The organism is Shinella sp. (assembly GCF_035998705.1).
Taxonomy (GTDB): Bacteria; Pseudomonadota; Alphaproteobacteria; order Rhizobiales; family Rhizobiaceae; genus Shinella.
This window is the reverse complement of the sequence record NZ_DASYHH010000017.1, coordinates 1-16,707: the sequence shown is the minus strand read 5'-3', so window position 1 is coordinate 16,707 and position 16,707 is coordinate 1. Positions and strand designations below refer to the sequence as shown.

24 protein-coding genes are annotated in these 16,707 nt (G+C 58.4%); 16 read left to right on the top strand and 8 right to left on the bottom strand.

Annotated features, from left to right (window positions below; genetic code table 11):
- The first annotated feature begins 23 nt into the window (after positions 1-23).
- The 6 genes from VGN93_RS13290 to VGN93_RS13265 all read left to right on the top strand — a co-directional run bounded on the left by VGN93_RS13290 (position 24) and on the right by VGN93_RS13265 (position 4,061).
- Complete coding sequence (locus VGN93_RS13290) at positions 24-2,183, top strand: M23 family metallopeptidase (protein WP_327507876.1); 2,160 nt, start codon at positions 24-26, stop codon at positions 2,181-2,183.
- Positions 2,184-2,195: 12 nt separating this feature from the next.
- Entirely contained in the window at positions 2,196-2,690 is a 495-nt protein-coding gene (locus VGN93_RS13285; RefSeq protein WP_327507875.1) for a hypothetical protein, read from the top strand.
- Between the two features lie 68 nt (positions 2,691-2,758).
- Positions 2,759-2,959: a hypothetical protein gene (locus tag VGN93_RS13280; protein WP_327507874.1), complete on the top strand. Its 201-nt coding sequence runs from the start codon at positions 2,759-2,761 to the stop codon at positions 2,957-2,959.
- Positions 2,956-3,213 carry a hypothetical protein gene (locus VGN93_RS13275; RefSeq protein ID WP_327507873.1) on the top strand — a complete coding sequence of 86 codons (258 nt, stop codon included), beginning with the start codon at positions 2,956-2,958 and terminating at the stop codon, positions 3,211-3,213. The genes VGN93_RS13280 and VGN93_RS13275 overlap by 4 nt, the downstream gene beginning before the upstream one ends.
- The gene (locus VGN93_RS13270; RefSeq protein ID WP_327507872.1) at positions 3,206-3,529 is read left to right on the top strand and encodes a hypothetical protein; all 324 of its coding nucleotides are present in this window, start codon (positions 3,206-3,208) and stop codon (positions 3,527-3,529) included. Before VGN93_RS13275 ends, VGN93_RS13270 begins: the two co-directional genes overlap by 8 nt.
- Before the next feature lie 151 nt (positions 3,530-3,680).
- The gene (locus tag VGN93_RS13265; protein WP_327507871.1) at positions 3,681-4,061 is read left to right on the top strand and encodes a hypothetical protein; all 381 of its coding nucleotides are present in this window, start codon (positions 3,681-3,683) and stop codon (positions 4,059-4,061) included.
- Between the two features lie 438 nt (positions 4,062-4,499).
- On the opposite strand, the gene VGN93_RS13260 is transcribed toward VGN93_RS13265, so the two are convergent.
- Complete coding sequence (locus VGN93_RS13260; RefSeq protein ID WP_327507870.1) at positions 4,500-5,474, bottom strand: flagellin; 975 nt, start codon at positions 5,472-5,474, stop codon at positions 4,500-4,502.
- A 681-nt stretch (positions 5,475-6,155) separates the two neighbouring features.
- Here VGN93_RS13260 and VGN93_RS13255 point away from each other — a divergent pair.
- On the top strand, positions 6,156-6,665 hold the full coding sequence (locus tag VGN93_RS13255) for a ferritin-like domain-containing protein (protein ID WP_327507869.1): 510 nt from the start codon (positions 6,156-6,158) through the stop codon (positions 6,663-6,665).
- A gap of 67 nt (positions 6,666-6,732) precedes the next feature.
- Here the strand turns inward: VGN93_RS13255 and VGN93_RS13250 are convergent, their stop codons facing one another.
- The 6 genes from VGN93_RS13250 to VGN93_RS13225 form a co-directional block, all read right to left on the bottom strand.
- The gene (locus VGN93_RS13250; RefSeq protein ID WP_327507868.1) at positions 6,733-7,419 is read right to left on the bottom strand and encodes a YoaK family protein; all 687 of its coding nucleotides are present in this window, start codon (positions 7,417-7,419) and stop codon (positions 6,733-6,735) included.
- Positions 7,420-7,557: 138 nt separating this feature from the next.
- Positions 7,558-7,818: a hypothetical protein gene (locus VGN93_RS13245; protein ID WP_327507867.1), complete on the bottom strand. Its 261-nt coding sequence runs from the start codon at positions 7,816-7,818 to the stop codon at positions 7,558-7,560.
- Positions 7,819-8,142: 324 nt separating this feature from the next.
- On the bottom strand, positions 8,143-8,343 hold the full coding sequence (locus VGN93_RS13240; protein ID WP_327507866.1) for a hypothetical protein: 201 nt from the start codon (positions 8,341-8,343) through the stop codon (positions 8,143-8,145).
- Positions 8,344-8,444: 101 nt separating this feature from the next.
- Positions 8,445-8,684, bottom strand: coding sequence for a hypothetical protein (locus VGN93_RS13235; RefSeq protein ID WP_327507865.1), 240 nt, complete (start codon positions 8,682-8,684; stop codon positions 8,445-8,447).
- A 467-nt stretch (positions 8,685-9,151) separates the two neighbouring features.
- Entirely contained in the window at positions 9,152-9,460 is a 309-nt protein-coding gene (locus tag VGN93_RS13230) for a hypothetical protein (RefSeq protein WP_327507864.1), read from the bottom strand.
- Positions 9,461-9,462: 2 nt separating this feature from the next.
- Positions 9,463-9,696, bottom strand: a complete 234-nt coding sequence (locus tag VGN93_RS13225) for a transcriptional regulator (protein ID WP_327507863.1) — start codon at positions 9,694-9,696, stop codon at positions 9,463-9,465.
- Between the two features lie 102 nt (positions 9,697-9,798).
- Between VGN93_RS13225 and VGN93_RS13220 the strand changes: the two genes are divergently transcribed.
- The 8 genes from VGN93_RS13220 (at position 9,799) to VGN93_RS13185 (ending at position 14,059) form a co-directional block, all read left to right on the top strand.
- The gene (locus VGN93_RS13220; RefSeq protein WP_327507862.1) at positions 9,799-10,185 is read left to right on the top strand and encodes a hypothetical protein; all 387 of its coding nucleotides are present in this window, start codon (positions 9,799-9,801) and stop codon (positions 10,183-10,185) included.
- Positions 10,185-10,547, top strand: coding sequence for a hypothetical protein (locus tag VGN93_RS13215; RefSeq protein WP_327507861.1), 363 nt, complete (start codon positions 10,185-10,187; stop codon positions 10,545-10,547). Before VGN93_RS13220 ends, VGN93_RS13215 begins: the two co-directional genes overlap by 1 nt.
- Before the next feature lie 65 nt (positions 10,548-10,612).
- Positions 10,613-11,233 (top strand): hypothetical protein, encoded by a 621-nt coding sequence (locus VGN93_RS13210; protein WP_327507860.1) that lies wholly within the window; start codon positions 10,613-10,615, stop codon positions 11,231-11,233.
- Positions 11,233-11,907, top strand: a complete 675-nt coding sequence (locus tag VGN93_RS13205) for a hypothetical protein (protein WP_327507859.1) — start codon at positions 11,233-11,235, stop codon at positions 11,905-11,907. Before VGN93_RS13210 ends, VGN93_RS13205 begins: the two co-directional genes overlap by 1 nt.
- Complete coding sequence (locus VGN93_RS13200) at positions 11,907-12,227, top strand: hypothetical protein (RefSeq protein ID WP_327507858.1); 321 nt, start codon at positions 11,907-11,909, stop codon at positions 12,225-12,227. Before VGN93_RS13205 ends, VGN93_RS13200 begins: the two co-directional genes overlap by 1 nt.
- Positions 12,224-12,676: a hypothetical protein gene (locus VGN93_RS13195; RefSeq protein WP_327507857.1), complete on the top strand. Its 453-nt coding sequence runs from the start codon at positions 12,224-12,226 to the stop codon at positions 12,674-12,676. Before VGN93_RS13200 ends, VGN93_RS13195 begins: the two co-directional genes overlap by 4 nt.
- Before the next feature lie 29 nt (positions 12,677-12,705).
- A complete protein-coding gene (locus VGN93_RS13190; protein ID WP_327507856.1) occupies positions 12,706-13,203 on the top strand; it encodes a thermonuclease family protein in 498 nt (165 codons plus the stop codon).
- A gap of 64 nt (positions 13,204-13,267) precedes the next feature.
- Complete coding sequence (locus VGN93_RS13185) at positions 13,268-14,059, top strand: hypothetical protein (RefSeq protein ID WP_327507855.1); 792 nt, start codon at positions 13,268-13,270, stop codon at positions 14,057-14,059.
- A gap of 1,165 nt (positions 14,060-15,224) precedes the next feature.
- On the opposite strand, the gene VGN93_RS13180 is transcribed toward VGN93_RS13185, so the two are convergent.
- Complete coding sequence (locus VGN93_RS13180; protein ID WP_327507854.1) at positions 15,225-15,410, bottom strand: hypothetical protein; 186 nt, start codon at positions 15,408-15,410, stop codon at positions 15,225-15,227.
- Positions 15,411-15,821: 411 nt separating this feature from the next.
- Between VGN93_RS13180 and VGN93_RS13175 the strand changes: the two genes are divergently transcribed.
- On the top strand, positions 15,822-16,664 hold the full coding sequence (locus tag VGN93_RS13175) for a recombinase family protein (RefSeq protein ID WP_327507853.1): 843 nt from the start codon (positions 15,822-15,824) through the stop codon (positions 16,662-16,664).
- Positions 16,665-16,707 lie beyond the last annotated feature (43 nt).

Below are 16,707 nucleotides of genomic sequence, written 5' to 3'. Positions count from 1 at the left end.
GCGCCGAACACGAGGACTGAGACATGCCTACACTTGCAAAATCGGTTGTTGACGTCCTCCTCGGCGAAGGCGTGAGTGGCACCAAAGAGGAGCGTTTCCAAGACTTCCTTGGGATCGCCAGCGTCATCCACAATCGATCCGCGCTGCTCGGCGTCACCCCGAAGGACGTCGTCTCTGTTCGAGCCGAATTCAACGCCTACAACAAGGCGCTGCCCGCCGGCGTCGAGAGATATCGCCAGTTGGCACAAGAGGCATGGGACGAAGTCCAGGAAGTCGGCCCGATCCACACCGGCACCTTTTACGCGACCCCAAACCGCGCGCATGTCATCTCCGCCGGCAAGAACCTCGTCGACAAGACGACGGGCCACCAGTTCTACGAAGATCCGATGTTCAGGAGCATCCGGACGGCAAAGGGCTTCAAGCTCCCGAACCCGGAGCGGCTCCCCGAGGTGGCAAGCACAGTCGCCGAATACACGGCTGTCCCCGAGCGCCGACCGGAATTGGCCGCATTCGATGCCGTTGCCGAAGCCCCTCTCGATGCGGCCGCGCAGACTGCAATAGAGAACGCCGTCGCTCAAGAAGGGCTCAATGAGCTTGGCGCCGTGGAGCGAGAGGGTTACAGCTCCCCATTCGGCGCCCAAGGCGACCGGATCACCAGCGGTTTCGGGTTGCGCGCCGCTCCACAGACGTCCCGCGGCAAAGGCTCACGCAACCACGCAGGCATCGACATGTCACTCGAGCCGGGCCAGAGCGGCTATCCCGCTGAGGCCGCAGGCGCAGGCGTCATCTCCGACATTTCCTACACGCCCGGCGGATTCGGCAACAAGGTCAGCATTCGCCACCCCGACGGGTACACGAGCACCTATGGCCACCTTGGCAGCATTGCCGGCAATCTGAACATCGGCGACGAGGTAGCAGCAGGGACGCCCGTCGGCACGGTCGGGTCCACGGGAAATTCCTCCGGCCCCCATCTCCACTTCCAGATGGAAGACGAGGACGGAAATCCTGTCGATCCGCGGTCCATGTTCTCGGTCGATCCGGAGCCCTCGGTGCCGACGCCTCAGTTCGCTGAACGCGCACTTGCTGAGCAGCCGGGGCAGATGGTGTCCGACATAGCAAACTCTGCCATCAGCCCTTCCTTGGGCGATCCGAACGAAGCGCTTGAAGCGTCCTTCAACATGGATCGCTTCGCCGGCCCGACGCAGGAGCAGATTGCAAACTCCGACCCGAGCCGACTAGGCGACCCGAACGTCGCCTTGGAAAGATCGTTCGACGCGGCACGCTTTGCCGGCCCGACTATCGTCAACGATGAGAATATCGCCAGCCTGCAGCAGCGGGCGAATGAAGCCCGTGTCGCCCTTGATGCCCGGATTGCGCAACAGGTGCAGACGGCTGGCATGAAGGGGAATACGCCCGCCTTGGCTGATCCCACCTTGTCGCAGCCGACCGGCGTGGAAGCCGCCGTTGAGAACGCCGGCCTGTCCCGGTCGCAGGTGGACCACCTTAAAGACCAGTACGGCAAATACGGGATGATGAAGGCCTCGAACGATATCCTTGCGGGCGACGTCCTTCAAAAAGAGATCAACGAAAAGACCAGCCGCCATCCGCGAGTTGCCCAGGTGCAGGCCGATCCGACCTATTCGCAGCCGATCGAGACGAAGGTGCAGAAAGATCCGGCGCTCGAGGTGCGCGAGTATGCCCAGCCCGAGGCGGTGCAGGACTTCAGCGCAGTGACCACTCCGACCGCTGACGTTCCTATGCGCGCCGAACAGGCCGTCGATCAGGCTGCTCAGAAAACCCAGACGGAAAAAGAGAAGCAGGACGCGATCAACAGGGACCGGTTCGCCAAGAGCTTCACGAACTCCAAGACCATCGGCTCGCTCCTCGGGGCGACGATCGGCGGCGTCCTTGCCGGCCCGGTTGGTGCCATGGCTCTAGGCGGGGTCGGAGCCAAGCTTGGTGACCTCAGGGCCGCAGAGCGCCCTCGCGAAACGCCTCTTCAAGCCCTGTTTAACGTCATGATGGGAAAGCCGCAAAGCATGTTCCCGTCTACCCCTCCGGGCGGCGACGGCACGGGGCGCGGCGTTGGTTATGGCGATCTGAACGAGAAAGGCCGGGGCTTCTACAGCGACAGCGGCGACTTCAGGGACGCCATCGATAAGGGCGGCGTCGGCCTGTACTGAGGAGAATATAGCATGCCCGCTCTGTCGGACCCACGCCACGAAAGGTTTTGCCTGCTCCGTCTAGCGGGCAAGACCATCGACGCCGCCTATGAGGAAGCCGGTTTCAAGCAGAACCGGAGCAATGCCGCTCGCCTTGCAGCCCAGCCGGACATCATGGCGAGGGTGAAGGAGTTGAACGAGTTCGCCGCGCAGAAGGCCTTGGAGGTGGCATCCTTCGACGCCAAGCAGATGTTCGTGGAGGTCATGCAGGACATCGCCGATGCCAAGGCCGCAGGCGATCACAAGACGGCCGCCACGCTGCGAATGTTCATGATCCGGTGCTTCGGGTACGAAGACAGCCCCACGCTCACCCACGAGCATGTCCGGGGCAAGCCGATCGCTCAGGAAACGGCCAAGGAAGGGCAGGGAGAGGAGGCCCCGCCTTCCCCGCGAGTTCAGGGCGGATCAAACGTCCTGCCGCTCAGCAAGGCGATACGTGACCTTAAACGCCGGATACAGGAGACATAAGAAGGAGGCTTGGTCCAGACGGCCAACTTCAATCTTGACTCCTCGCCGCCCCGTGGCAGGTTGCCGCGATGAAAACGCCAAAAACAGAGAACCGCTACGCTATGCGCGAAGACGGCACCGGCATGTGGGCGGTCTACGACATTTTCACCGGGCTGACGGCCGAGGTGAATGGCATTCCGCAAGACGGGCTCGATATCGAGCAGGCCGACGACCTGGTCGAGCTGTTGAATGCCGAATACATCGCCAGACGTGAGGGGACGACGCATTGACTGAAAAAAAGAAAATACCAAGCCGGGTCATGTTAGATGATGGCTTCATAGAGTATCGCCTTACCATCACAGAGTTGCTTCAATCTATCCAGGAGACGCAGGTAGCAATTGCTGAGATACTCATCACCCAATCCAACCCCTCGAAAGAACTGACATCGAATGTAACCAAAGCCATTCGCGCAACGTCGGCTCTGATATCGGCAGAAATTAATGCCGTGCGGACCCTGGTCGATTACGAGGCAACCGATGAGTGATCCTAAGATTAGCCACGAGCTTATGGAACGCCTCTCCCGCCTAGAGAGAAAAGCGTCCCAAGAACCAATAGCCTTGCAAACTGGTAGCGGGGGTGGCACATTTGACGGTATGGAAGCGCGTGTAAAAGCACTCGAAGATATTGCCCGCGACACTCGCGGAACGCTGGAAAGCATCCAACGCCAGCTCGCGCGCATCGACAGCAAGCTAGATGGCAAGCCGGACCAAGGATGGGTCGTGAACATGATTGCCGTCATATTTGGCTTGGTACTCGCCGCTGTGGCCGCTGCGGCTGGGATTTTTGCTTTTATCAAATAACCTTACGCCTTCAGCATCATGACATTCTTAGTCCGCCCTCACCGGCGGGCCTTTTCGTAGTCTCTCGCACGGCTTGAAGTGCCTACCACCTAGCAATGCCTTGACTCCTCGCTTTTCTAATTCAACATGCGGTTGTTTAGAGGAGGAGACTATGGGCAACATACTCATTCCCGCACTGGTCATTTTGGGCTTTGGCGCATTATCTGCGTACGCGGCCGGGAAAGACATGAAGGAAGGCGAACTGAAAGCCCTTCTGGAAGGTGGCAAGACCTTACAGCTTGGCGGCAAAGGCATGGGGTACACCGGAACGTTGGATCTCGCCGCAGACGGAACGGGTAAAGGTTCCGCTCAACCCGACAGCGGCGACAAGATCGTGATCAACGGGACATGGCGGATCAAAGGCGACGAGTTCTGCCGGACATGGGAAGCTCTGGACGACGGCAAGGAGGTCTGCGAGCGTTGGCGACTCGTTGCTCCCAACAAAGTCGAGGTCTACAGCGGCAAGGAGATGATGGGCGTGAACTCCTGGTGATCCAAGGGTAGCACCCGGACCGAACGCCCTACTCATCAAAGCCAGAACGGTGGGCTCTTTCGCTGCTCGTGACATCGTTCCTCTGGAAACGTGGGGGCCGGATCACAGAAGCCCTGTGCAGCGCTTTAACGACAGGGGCTCGGGGGACCGCAACCGAGTGTCAGTGGGAACTTTTGTCCGGTGATGCGGTTCGCTTGTCATGGAGACCGAGCAAAAAACTAAGGCCGGCATGAGCCGGTTCGTTGTAACCATTCTGGCGGCAGCTGTGCTAATTGCCGGAATCTACATCATATTCTGGACGCCAGGCGAGCCCGTAGTCGAACCGACACCAAATGCCATCAACCGATCGGAATGAGGCACTGGCTAACCTGTCCGCTACGAGCGTTCGAACAGAATGCTATGTCCGCAATGGTTCTGGCTATCGCTTTAGCCTGAATGCTATCGGAAGAGCTGCATGATGTTCTCGGCGCTTGTATTCGCGATAGATAGCGCCTGTAGAGCTAGCTGCTCTTGGGTCTGGATTGCCTTGAGACGCATCGAAGCCTCGTTCATGTCGGCATCGACGAGTCGGCCTATTCCTTTATCCTGTGAATCTGAGAGAACGTTCAGGAAATCTTCCGACATTTCAATGCGCTTCTCTAGGGCGCCGTATATTGACGCCAGATCGGTCATCCTCTTCGTCATCATCTCGACAACGACGGTCATTTCCTCAAGGTCATCGCTCGTCGTGTCATTTGTTAGCACCATCTCGTTATGAAACGGGTGATGCTCGCCGCGGATCAGGACCCAGTCATTGCTATAGCCTGCGGCAGTGGAGAAGCCGGAATTGGTGATTATGCCGTCGCATCCGTCCTCGGATATCAGATAAAAAACCTTGTCGGTGCTGTACCACTCTGCAGTCATGTCGATTTCGATGCTGTTGACTGAAACACCGCCAGAAGGACTGCGGGCGAATGAAGCCGGTAGATACTTGACGCCGTTTTGCTTGGGGTCGGTATTGTCGGTCATCCTCAGCCAGTTCTGCCCGGAGAACGATGCGCTCTCCGCGATTGATCTGAGCTGATCCTTTAGCTGATCGAGTTCGCCATTGATCTTCTCCTTGTCGACACCCTCCTCATGTGCTGCGACGAGCTTGGCTTTGATCTCGTGCATCACATCGATGGCGGACTCCATGCCGGAATATGCGGTTCCGACGACGCTCGCGCTCAATCCTAGGGCATCCTGCACGGCGGACACGGCCATGTTGTCCGAGCGCATCGTCGTCGCCACAGACCAGTAGGCCGCATTGTCTTTGGCCGCCGCAATCCGGAGCCCGCTGCTGACCTGGTTCTGCGTGCTCTGCAATGACGATGAAATAGAACGCAGGTTTTGGAGCGCGGAGAGCGCGCTCACATTCGTAAGAATGGAAGTCATGGCATGCTCAATTGAAATGGGAGGTGCTCGTCATGAGCGGATATTTATTGAGGCGATACAATCACTTATTTGGTTAATACAAGGTTAATGTGCTGTGCGGTTTCTAGCCGGTTCAGCTATCAAATCAGTACGCCAGAAGGTGCGGGATTACGGCCGAGCTTGACGTGTAGGTGAGGGCGACTTTTGGTTCTTCAGCAATCGAGAGGAAATCGGCAAGGTCAGGACGCAAGCCCCCCCGGCAGAACGTTCGCCTGGTTTGCCGCACCTGGCGCGCAGCCCGAGCAGCAGCCGCGCGACGTGCTCAAAGACAGCCCGCTGCCTGACGCTCCTTTGCCCTGATTGGAACTGCAGGCTAGCGCTTATGATCCATAAGCGCCCTTGTTCGGGTGTCGGGGCGCCTCATCGTTGACGTCTGTTTGCCCCCTTTTGAGGGCAGGCTTGTCGGCAGTTCCTGAAATGCGCTCACCCACGCCACTACGTGCATCCGCGCGGGGAGGCTTATGCTCTTTCGCGGCGGGATGCGTCCCGTCTGAGATGCTGCCCGGATGTGGGTCTTCGACGACGGGCGTCGGCGAGACGGATTTGTGTTGATCCGATGTTGTCATGGCTGGTCTCCTTTCTCGTTGGGAACAAATCAACACGGCCTTGGGTTCCGCTTCCTTCACAAGAGGAGAAGAACAGATGGCTACAAGCGCCCGAGACAACCTTATCGCATGGCTTCGAGACGCCCACGCGATGGAGGAGCAAGCCGAGACGATGCTGAACGCACAGTTCGAGCGGTTGGAAAACTATCCTGATTTGAAAGCCCGCATCGGGAAGCACATCGATGAGACGAAACAACAGGCTTCCTTGCTGAAGGGATGCCTCGATCGGCTCGGGGAAGGAAACTCCGCGTTCAAGGACGCAGCCGGCAAGCTGACTGCAATGGCCCAAGGAATGGGCGGCGTGTTTGCCAGCGATGAGGTGGTGAAAGGCTCGCTCGCCAGCTACACCTTTGAGCATATGGAAATAGCGAGCTACAGAATTCTTATCGCCACCGCCGAGCATGTTGGGGACGAGGAGACAGCCACCGTTTGCCGCCGCATTCTCGATGAAGAATTGGCGATGGCAAAATGGCTCGAGGAGAACATCGGCGCGGTCACGCTGCAATTCTTGACACGTGACGAGAGCGACGTAGCCGCTAAGCGGTGAATACCGTTCAGCACGACTGGCCGGGGGCCGGGCTTAACGGTCCGGCTCAGATGTCCTGATCTGTGCCTCACCTGAGATATCGAACGCTTAGAATTATTAGGGGTATTGCGAAAACGCAGAAGGACACGCCTCCGAGGAGCTGGTGCCCTATTACCCCAAGGACCCCGCCTAAGGCAAAGAAGACGATTGTTACCAAGTGGAGCTTCAACCGCGGCACAATCGCCAACCTGTCGGCGCCGGAACTGACCCCTAGTAGCATCGCGAGGCCAACTCCTAGATCGGTGGCAACGCCAGAGACGTGGGTCGTTCTCACGCGGCTACCGGAAATCCTGGTCGATGCGGCGTTTTGTATGCCCATGGTCAAACTCAGGAGGCCCACAACCAGCACTCCGTTCAGTGGCTGCGCGCTAAGGGCGACAGCAAGCCCAACGAGTATCAAAAGGACGGCTTCAACAATCAACGTCAGGGCATAAATGTTACTGCGGCGCTGTCGCTTGCCGATCTCGATAAGAATAGATGCTGTGAAGGCGCCGAAGATGAACATCGCGACGATTGTCAGGAAGCCGAGGGCTAGATCGAGTTGCGAGACTGCCAGGTGGTCTGAAGTCATGGAGACGTTGCCGGTCATATTGGCCGAGAAGTAGTGGTAGGCTAGGAACCCTGCGCTGTTCACGCCCCCAGCAACGAACGCCAGAATCGAAGCCAGCATCAAGTCTGTTGCTGGGGTTCTCTTGTCGCCTTCTTGGATGAGCATCTTCGTTCTTTATGGCTAAGGGCCGTGAGTAGATGATCCCACTCCGCACTCTCGTCGGACAGGTTAACGAGCCGCAGGTGTTTATAAATTTCGGATGCACATCGTTTCTATCCTCAGGAGAGGGTAGGGGCAGGAACGTCAATCCTGACGCTCCACCGCGCTGATGAAATGTGGGGATGTGACGTTGATAATCCTGCCAGGATAAGGCGCCGCGCCTTCGTCCTCGACCATTGTAATCATCAGTCCGCCGTCTGCCGTCTCGATGGTCTCAGATTTGAGACGTGGGGCGTCTTGAAGCTTTATGAGTGGGTACTCGAACGCTTCTATGGTCCCAGTGAAAGATACCTCGTCAGCGGCCTCGATCATCCGGAAATCGTATCGCTTCCCTACCGTGAACATCTCTTCGCAACCTCCCAAGGCTGGCCCATGCCAATCCTGAAAAATGCCCGGCGTAAAGCGTTCGCGCAAGAGCGTGCGTAGGGAAAGATACCCTTGGCGGCAGCAATCGCTCCACTGTCTGAGAGGTTGGATTTCTCGAAGGCGAGCACAATTGGCTAACTTTCTGCGGCTCGCCGTCGCCGCTATCAGCGCGAGAGCCCGCATCGGCGACGTAGATGCCGGGAACTTCGATCCGCGCCGACTGGAACCGGAAGATTGGGGCAACGAAGGTTGAAAAAGCGGAGAAGGATCAGAATAGGTTTTAGGCAAAGTCCAATGGCGGCGCTATTCCACCCCGCCTAAGAGCACAACCCCGTCCACCTTCACCGTCTGCTTGTGCAGCAGCTCGATCGTGTGCGTGGATCCATCCAAGCAACCCAGCTTACCCACGGGCTCGGTAGTCGGCCAGTCAGCCACGCTGCATTCGATCGGGGCTCCGGCCAAGGTCAGCACGAAAGGATTCGCCGCCCCGCTGATGGTCTTCATGTGCATGTCCCCCGACGGTGTTTGCCACTCGGCTGCGTGAGTTGCCGCACATGGCATTGCAAGCACGAGACCAGCGGCCAGCGGAAGAGCACGGACCACCATCATTCCGCGTCGTCCCGATCGTCGCGCTTCGCCTTGATGACAGCGACCAGGCTCTGCAGGCCCTCGACGACGCGGCTGTCTCGCTCGATGATGGCGCTCGTCTCGTCGACTTTCTCACCGTCGCGATAGCTGAACAGCGTGAACTTGCCAGCCTTCATCGGCTCGGCCGCGCTTTCGATTTCCTGGATCATGTCCTCGATCCGACGGATCGCGTTGTCATAGCTCTCTTGCGTGCGCATTGCGCTCCCTCCTCAGGCACCTTCACCTTTCGGCAAAGACGATCCACCACCTTCACACGGCCGAGCCTCTAGGGATCGACCACCACCTCTCCTTCATCGAACCAGTCTTCCGGCTCGCGGACAAGTAGAATTGCCTCAGCACGAGCTACCAGCCGGGCGGATCCCCACCAGCCAATTGAGGATCGATAAGCTGGTCGAAGTCGCTCTTTCTCCAGACCCTGTACTTTCCCTTGCCTGTCCCAGTTTCCATAAAGGGTTTCGGCCAGAACGTTCCAACCCGAGACATGAACGTTTCGACGGAACTTTCGCCCACGTATGCTGCAGCATGCTCATCGCGCAAAAGCGCGGGCCATGCTCCATGGGGAATAACGGCTTTTCTCGTCAAAGGAAGACTCCATGGATCGCTGGATGAAGGTGGTCATTCGCCATGGGCGCCCTTTCCGGCCAACCGAACACCGGGCTGGCTGCTATCCATCGACCGTAGTACCCGTGACCTCTTTTACGGCTAACCTGAGCGCCACCACTGCGGTCTCCGGCGGGACCTTGAACCATTCGCCGAACACTCGCGCGCCCTTCAACAGGTCTGCCACCCGCTTTTTGATCTCGTCCGCCACGGCAGCGGGGACTTGGAACGTCTCGACCAGGCTAAGCCGATAATCGCTTGAGAATTGTAGGCTTTTGAGGTGTCCATGCGGGCCGGTCGAGACGCTTACGCGACAGATGCCGGCCTCACTGGTCAGCACGCAGAGATAGCGCCTCATGAATATCTTCGTCATCGTCAGCCTTTCGACAGCCTCAAGCGGGCACCGGTGTATTCACCATTGGTGATTTCGACGTCATGAGCCGCATAGGCGGCTTTGATCTTGTCCTTCGTCGTCTCGGTCGCGATGCCGGTGGTTTCGAAGCGATGAACGGTTGAGAAGGCTATGCCGGCATTGTCCGCTAGGTCCCGGACAGACCACTTAAGAATGGCGCGCGCGGCCCGGTTCGCTTCAGGGGTTAGCTCTGCCATCTTGCTCCTTTTCACTACGCCTGTAGCGATGACTGTTGACGTGACTACATGTGTAGTTTATGAATACAGATGTAGTGACCAGTTAGCAACAGGATTTCAGCCATGCCGAACACACCCGTTCAGGCAACCGCCGAAGGTTTGCCCGGAGAAAGCGATGGAGACGGAGGAGGACGCGGACGACGCTTCAACCTCTCCCAAATCATGAAAAACGCTTGGGCGATCTATGGTGCCATGACGCGCACCGCTCGCCCCAGCACTATTTTCGGCCGCCGCAAATGGTTCGCCAATTCTCTCGCCAATGCCTGGGATGCTGCCAAGCGCGCCGCCGCTGAAGCTCTCAAGACGGCATCACAGCGCGCCGCTGAGCGCGTCGAGCAACTTACACGGCAGCTCCAGACCTTGGACGCCCGCTCCTTCCGTTACACCATTACGGCAGAGCGCAAGGCTCTCGTGACGGAATTGGCCACATTGCAAGGGGAGGCCGCGTGATGGGCTTCCACTCGACAACAACCCTCTGCACCGTCGCCGACGTCATCGCACTCCACCGCCGCGCTGTGGAGATTGACGAGGCATCCTTCGACCCCGACGGCATCGCTGTCGACAAAGCCCACGCCGCGCATACGCTCCGCGCTGAGGTGAAGGCCTTCAAGCTATTCGCCGCCGTGCAGTGCCTTAATCCCGAGGACGTGGCCGCGAAGGTGGCGTACGTCTTGAATGGCAGCGTTGGCGAGCGCACCACGCTCATGGAATGCCTCACCCATGAAGTCTACGGCGGGCACCGGACGCAGGACGCGTTCCTTCGCTCGCTCCACGTCGCCGAGCCCGTCACAGGCACAGCGCCGCCCGGCTGAGACTGACCGCCCGACCGGGTGGACGTCGCCTTACCATCATCTCTTCCAGACCTATGGGGACCATCATGCCAAAGACTTTGTTGGCCGTCGGCGAAGCTATGCGCGACCGCTCCACGCCTGAATATGCAGCAGACTGGAAAAAGTGCCGGGAACTGGGCAAGCAACTGTCCGTGGCGCTGGCGGAAACTGGCGACGAGGAATTCGCCCTGATCCAGCCCGCAGGCAACGACTTCGCTGTCAGCTTCGGCCAGACGCAGGAAGACATGCGCCGTCCAGCGGAATTCCCAATGCAGACGATCACGCGGCTTGCAAGCAGGATTTCGCTCGTACTCAGGGATGATCCTGCTGTTGCTGCCGAGCGCGTCGTCATCACCGAACGCGGCGTCCACACGATAGTCAAGCTGCCCGGCTTCACCGATCCGCTGGTTGAGGCGATCAACGACTATCTGTCCGGCTGCAAGGCGTACCGCGAGCATCCCGACGTTGATGAGCCCGGTGTTGACGAAGATGCCGTCGTGGCGGCGACATATGGCAAGGCAATGGATCGTCTCTGCGCATGGGACCAGCCAGCCGCCAGCCTGGAAGGCGCGATAGCTGCGCTGAAGTTCTTCGGTGACGCGAATTTCTGCGACGGCATGGCCAACCCCATGCGCCTTGCCGTGCTTCGCTATCTGGAGGCCCTGTGATGGAAACGACCCGCAGACATTTTCTCCGCGGTGCCGCTGCTGCAAGCGCTCTCGCTTCGGCTCCACTGGCGACCGCGTCCACGGCGCCCGTAGAAAACCCTGATCTGATCGCCCTCGGCGACGAGTTCGATGCAGCCTACGCCCGGCTCGTCGAGGCATCAGCCCGCGTGGACGAATTGACGCCCGTCTTCCGCGCTATCGCGCCGCCAATCCCGATAGAGATATCGGGCGAGGAGCACCAACCCTTCGGCGGCTGGCGCTATGCCGATTTTTACCGTGATCCGGCCAGCACGAAATTCAAGGACATGAAAGGGCCGACGGGCCGGCGTGTCATGGTCATACCTTCCTATCGCCTCGATCAGATTTTCAAGGACGAGGAGATGCCTGAGAGCATTCGGAAGATGCATACGATAGCCCTCGACTTCGAGGCAGGCACAGAGGCGGCACTTCAAACAACGGGTTTGGCGTCTGCAATCGACGGCTACCACAATGCCGAATGCCGCCTTCGCCGTCTTGTCAGTGAGATGGCAAACGTTCGTGCGCGGACACCGGCAGGCCTGGCCATCAAGATCAGGGCGACGGGCGTCTACGCAGGCCTCGGCGCCGAAGAACGCTTCTCGGCAGGTCAGTGGCTCGCCAATGCGATGTGGGCCGATCTTGAGGAGGGCGCGTGATGGTGTTGCCCATCGGTGTAGCCCGCCGCGCGGTGGAAGCGAAGATTGAGGAGCTGATCGCGCTTCTCGATCTCCTCGATGGCGACGTTGATCTCGAACCCGGCAATGACAACGAGCCCACGCTCGGTTGGCCTGAAGGATGGCCTGGACAGGGCGCTACTCGTCTCCGCAACGTCGAGGAGGACGATCGGGAGCTTGAGGACGAGAACGACGAGGACAGCGACCCGGCCGAGTTCAACGGCGATGAGCAAGATTACAACGGTGACGAATTCGACACCGATTGGAGCTGCTTGGGCCAGGACGGGGAGTCTCGCCAATGAGCAAGCTCACCTTCGACTACCACCCGAGCGAGTTGCCCGACACCTACGTTATGACCGGCGACGGGCATTGCCTTGAACCTGTTCTGATGCATGGCCAAAAGCTGCTTTTCAGCCGTGAGGATCGGTATAAGCACGGCGACTTCGTGGCCATCTTCAAGCGCCGGGAGTTTACGGTGCCGGGTGATCACCAGATCCTCATCAAGAGGTTGATCGCGGGGCCACGGGTCGAATATTGGACAGATCCGCGAAACTTCGTCTGGACCGGCAATGTCGAGCCCACCGTTATCGTGGAGATGCTGAACCCGGCACGCATCCTTCAATTTCACCCGGATCACCTGCTCGGCATCCACAAATGCCTTGGCCCGGTGCCGGCGGGAATGCCGACGCATAAGGTCACGGATGACGATGTGCGCGAACAGGCCCGCGCGCGGCGATTGGAGCTTGCGTGAAACCCCGGTGCCATTGCATCGTCCAGGCCATGAAGCGATACGCCCTCCTTGCCTGTCTCCTCCTTCCCCCTTCGGCCCTTGCTGATCCTGCCGTCATCGGCCGGGCCTCGGTGGTCGATGGCGACACGATCGATATCAGCGGCGAGCGGGTGCGCCTCAACGGGGTGGATGCGCCGGAAAGCTGGCAACGCTGTGAGGACGAGGCCGGCCAGGAATACCGCTGCGGCAAGGAATCAGCCGAGGCGCTGGACGACTTCCTCGCGGCGTCACGCCCGACCCGGTGTGAGTTCATCGAGCGAGACCGTAACAAGCGGTTCGTCGGGATCTGCTTCAGGGCCGATGGGACGAACGTGAACGCCTGGATGGTCGAACAAGGCCATGCAATGGATTGGCCCCGATACAGCAACTATGCCTATGCCAGCCTGCAAAAGGCCGCCCACGACGCTAAGCGAGGGATATGGAGAGGATGGTTTGTCCTGCCTTGCGATGCGCGGGCGGCACGCGGAAAGTACCAGAGACGGTGCTGATGGGGGGTGCCGATAATCCGGGTACGCTGGTACGATGGCGACGGGGCATTCATAGGGGGACGATATGGGCGACCGGTTTGTGATGGGCGCTGCTTTGGCCGGGCTGGCAAGCGGCACGTTTTGCACAGGGTTGGCACTGTCGGCGCTTCATCTCAATCCGGTTCAAATTAGCGTTGCGTCATACTCGGAAGTGATAGCAAGTCTCTTGGGTGCCGTCGTTGGGGGCGCTCTGTCCATCGCAGGTACTTATGCATTCCAAACCGCCGAGCGGCGGCGAGCAGATATGGGCGCGGCATATGTGCTGCTCGCTGAAGCCGCCACGATGGAAACCGAGGTGCTCAATCTTGTGGGTTATCTTGAGCATGCAATAAAGCCGCATGCTGATGCGGGTGTGTCTCCAGAGGACTATTGGAAGTTCATTACTCCGCACGCCAGCACGTATCCCCATCGCGAATTTTCGCCAGGTGGCCTTGCCGTCCTGGTGAGTGAAGGCGAATTTGACCTGCACGCAGATCTGATCCGACTAGAGTCTATCCATCGTGACATGTTTGACGCGTGGAGAATGTACTTCCAGATTCGCAGAGACTTAGGCGGGATCCTGCCCATATCCGCAATTAAGGGGGTAACCTTTACTTCTACCTTAGAGCCAGCAAAGACCGCCGAGGCCGCTGTTAGGATTGCCGAGTTACAAACGCTTCTGCCATCGATAATCGCAGCCGCTCCTGACAGGGCAGCGTTCTGCATGAAGGCCGTATCCAAAATTGGGCCTGCATTCAAAAAGCTCTTTAGGGCGAAGAAGTTTCCCACAATCGAGAACGTTGAGCTCCGACAGGCGGAAACTGTTACCCCGCGCTAGAACATTGCCTGTCACCGGGGAAGTATCCACATATCACGCGGCGAGGCTTTTCCGGTGCTGAACAATAAGGCTTCTGCCCTCATGACCGCCTTTGACCTGCGGTGCGTGCCCGTCCAACAGCGCTGCGCGCAGAGCGAAACACATGCCTTCGGTGCTATCCAGTCCATTTTCGATCGCTACGGTGCCGATCACCTCGCAAGGGTCCTTCACTGCCTGACAGCGAGAGAGGAAACGAGAGCGGGCCTCTGGAGCGAGACGATAGCCTCAGTCTCCGACTGCCTCCTGTTTCGCTCAGATTGGACCGTGGAGAGGCTTGTCAGCGCCTTCGAAGGGATCGATCTGGAGGCGCGACGGACCTCCGCGATCAAGCTCCGCCCTTGGCCGGTCCGCGCAACTCTGCGCAGCCTTATCGACATTGACCTTACCGCGTGGGAGGGGAGCCATACTGGCTGAATCTGAGAAATTTCGGCGCGACTCCTGCACGGATACGAACTGTCGAGGCGTGTACGGCTTACGCTACTGAAGCTACACGCAAGCGCGGAGCTGTCCAAAATTGCTGTCCGAAATGAGCCGCGTGTCCGAAATAGATTTTGCCTAATTATGGACAGCGTCGGCGAAAGTGCCCAAAAACGAGCGGTTTCGGACATGGCTTGGTAAATAGTGGTCTGCTCGTTCGAACACTCCGTTCAAATGGCTGAAGCGGGACAGGTTCAAGCTTTTGCTAGGAGGAGGCCACCGGGCTGGGACGTAGGGCGGCCCCCTCCTGCGGCCAGCAGTGGTGTTGGGAACACTGGTGGATCGCCCCTCTTAACAGGGTAAGGCAGTCGATGTTCCGTTACCTAGGGCTTATTTTCGGAAATCCTGAAATAATCATTGCGTTCGAGGTTGGAACTTCCACATGCAAGCGGCGTTCGGCCATTCGATCAATGGAGCATACAGATGAACCGCATAATCTACATTGTTGGCCTCGTTGTTATCGTCCTGGTCGTCCTGTCCTTCCTCGGCTTCAGGTGAGACCATGAACGACGAACGCGATAGGGGCGCACAACGGCTCGCGCTTTGAGCTCTAGCAACAGTCAGGCGCGAACGATGGTGCTGACCGCGGAACTCAGGCAGTGCCTGAGTCCTCTTCGATATCTAGCAAACCGGCTATATCCATCAACAGTCACTGAGCGCCGAGCCCAATGGTGGTTCTGTTGGCGTCGATCGTCATCCGAATATTGGCAGCATAATGCGCGGGATCGAGCACGCCGGCCTCTCGGAGCGTTTTCACCAGGATCATAAGTGCGTTGGTATGTGCAGCGTGTATAGCTGATACGGCCTCGACCAATTCCTTTGTGTCTTTGCTCAATGTATCGCTCCTGGCATCCGTCTCTTCCGCTCTTGATTGAGTAACTCAGCTGCCTGTTGAGCTTCCTCGACAAACAACCCGTGGAGCGGAGAGCCGTTCAGGACAACGACGAGGCCAGTATCAAGGTCATAGATTTCCCATTGGCCAGCAGGGCTCTTGCGGATGTCGTACTGATCCAGGTCACTATCATGGTCGATTAGCATGGGCCTCCCGGATGATCTGAATAGGGCTGGATCGCGCAGCCCCTCCAACCATGGAGGGTTTCGCAATTAACTCAATGCCCAAATTTGGCCGTCCCCAGTAAGCGCTGTTGTCTCCTCACCTTGACCTCTCCAATGAGCTTGTTCTCCGCCGACAACTGAGAGCGCAGGTCGTGATACCTTCCACCTCCATCGTCTTTGGGAGGCCGACATGTGCAAGAGAGTGGTCATCTACGCGCGTTACTCAACAGATCAGCAGAACCCTGCGTCCATTGAAACCCAGATCGATTTGGCAACGTCATTTGTTTTGGAGCGTGGCTGGACGCTTTATCAGACATTTGTCGATGCAGGAGTAAGCGGCGCTAGCTTCGATACAAGGCCAGGTCTTCAGGCCGCCTTGAAGGGGGCGCGAGAAGGCGCATTCGACGTCCTTCTCTGCCTGACCCTTGATCGCTTGTCGCGAGACCTCGAGCACAGCGCGAAAGTGCTGAAGCTGTTGCACTTTCATGAAATCGAACTCTGGACCGTTCATGGCAGCTCGCAGGTGTCGTCAATGGAGCTTGGCCTTAGGGCCGTCCTCAACAGTGAGATGCTGGAACAGGTCCGATATCGCACAAGAGAAGGAATGAAGACGGTAGCAAAAAAGGGAAGAGTGCCTGGCGGCATTTGCTACGGCTACGCGATCAAAAAGGTCATTGGTGCAGACGGTGAGCCCATCCGAGGCCTGAGAGATATCAATCCCGGCGAAGCCGATGTCATCGTTTGGATATTCGAACAGTATGCAAAGGGCTCTAGTCCGGACGTAATCGCCGACAGGCTTAACAAGAAGGGTATAGTTGGCCCTCGCGGGCAGGCTTGGAGAGGAACGGCGATCCGAGGCCATCGGCGAAGAGGGACCGGAATTTTGAACAACGAGTTGTACATAGGTCGCTTGGTGTTCAATAGGCTCGCATACCTGCCGATTCCGATGAAGCCGCCCCATTGTTCCGAGATGATTGCGCCCCCGGATTCCGGGATGATCTCGCCCCCTGTTTCAGGGGTCTGCAGGCAGTAATTGTTGTCAGTTCGTTCGAGTGATGTGTCAAGCTTTGCGCGGC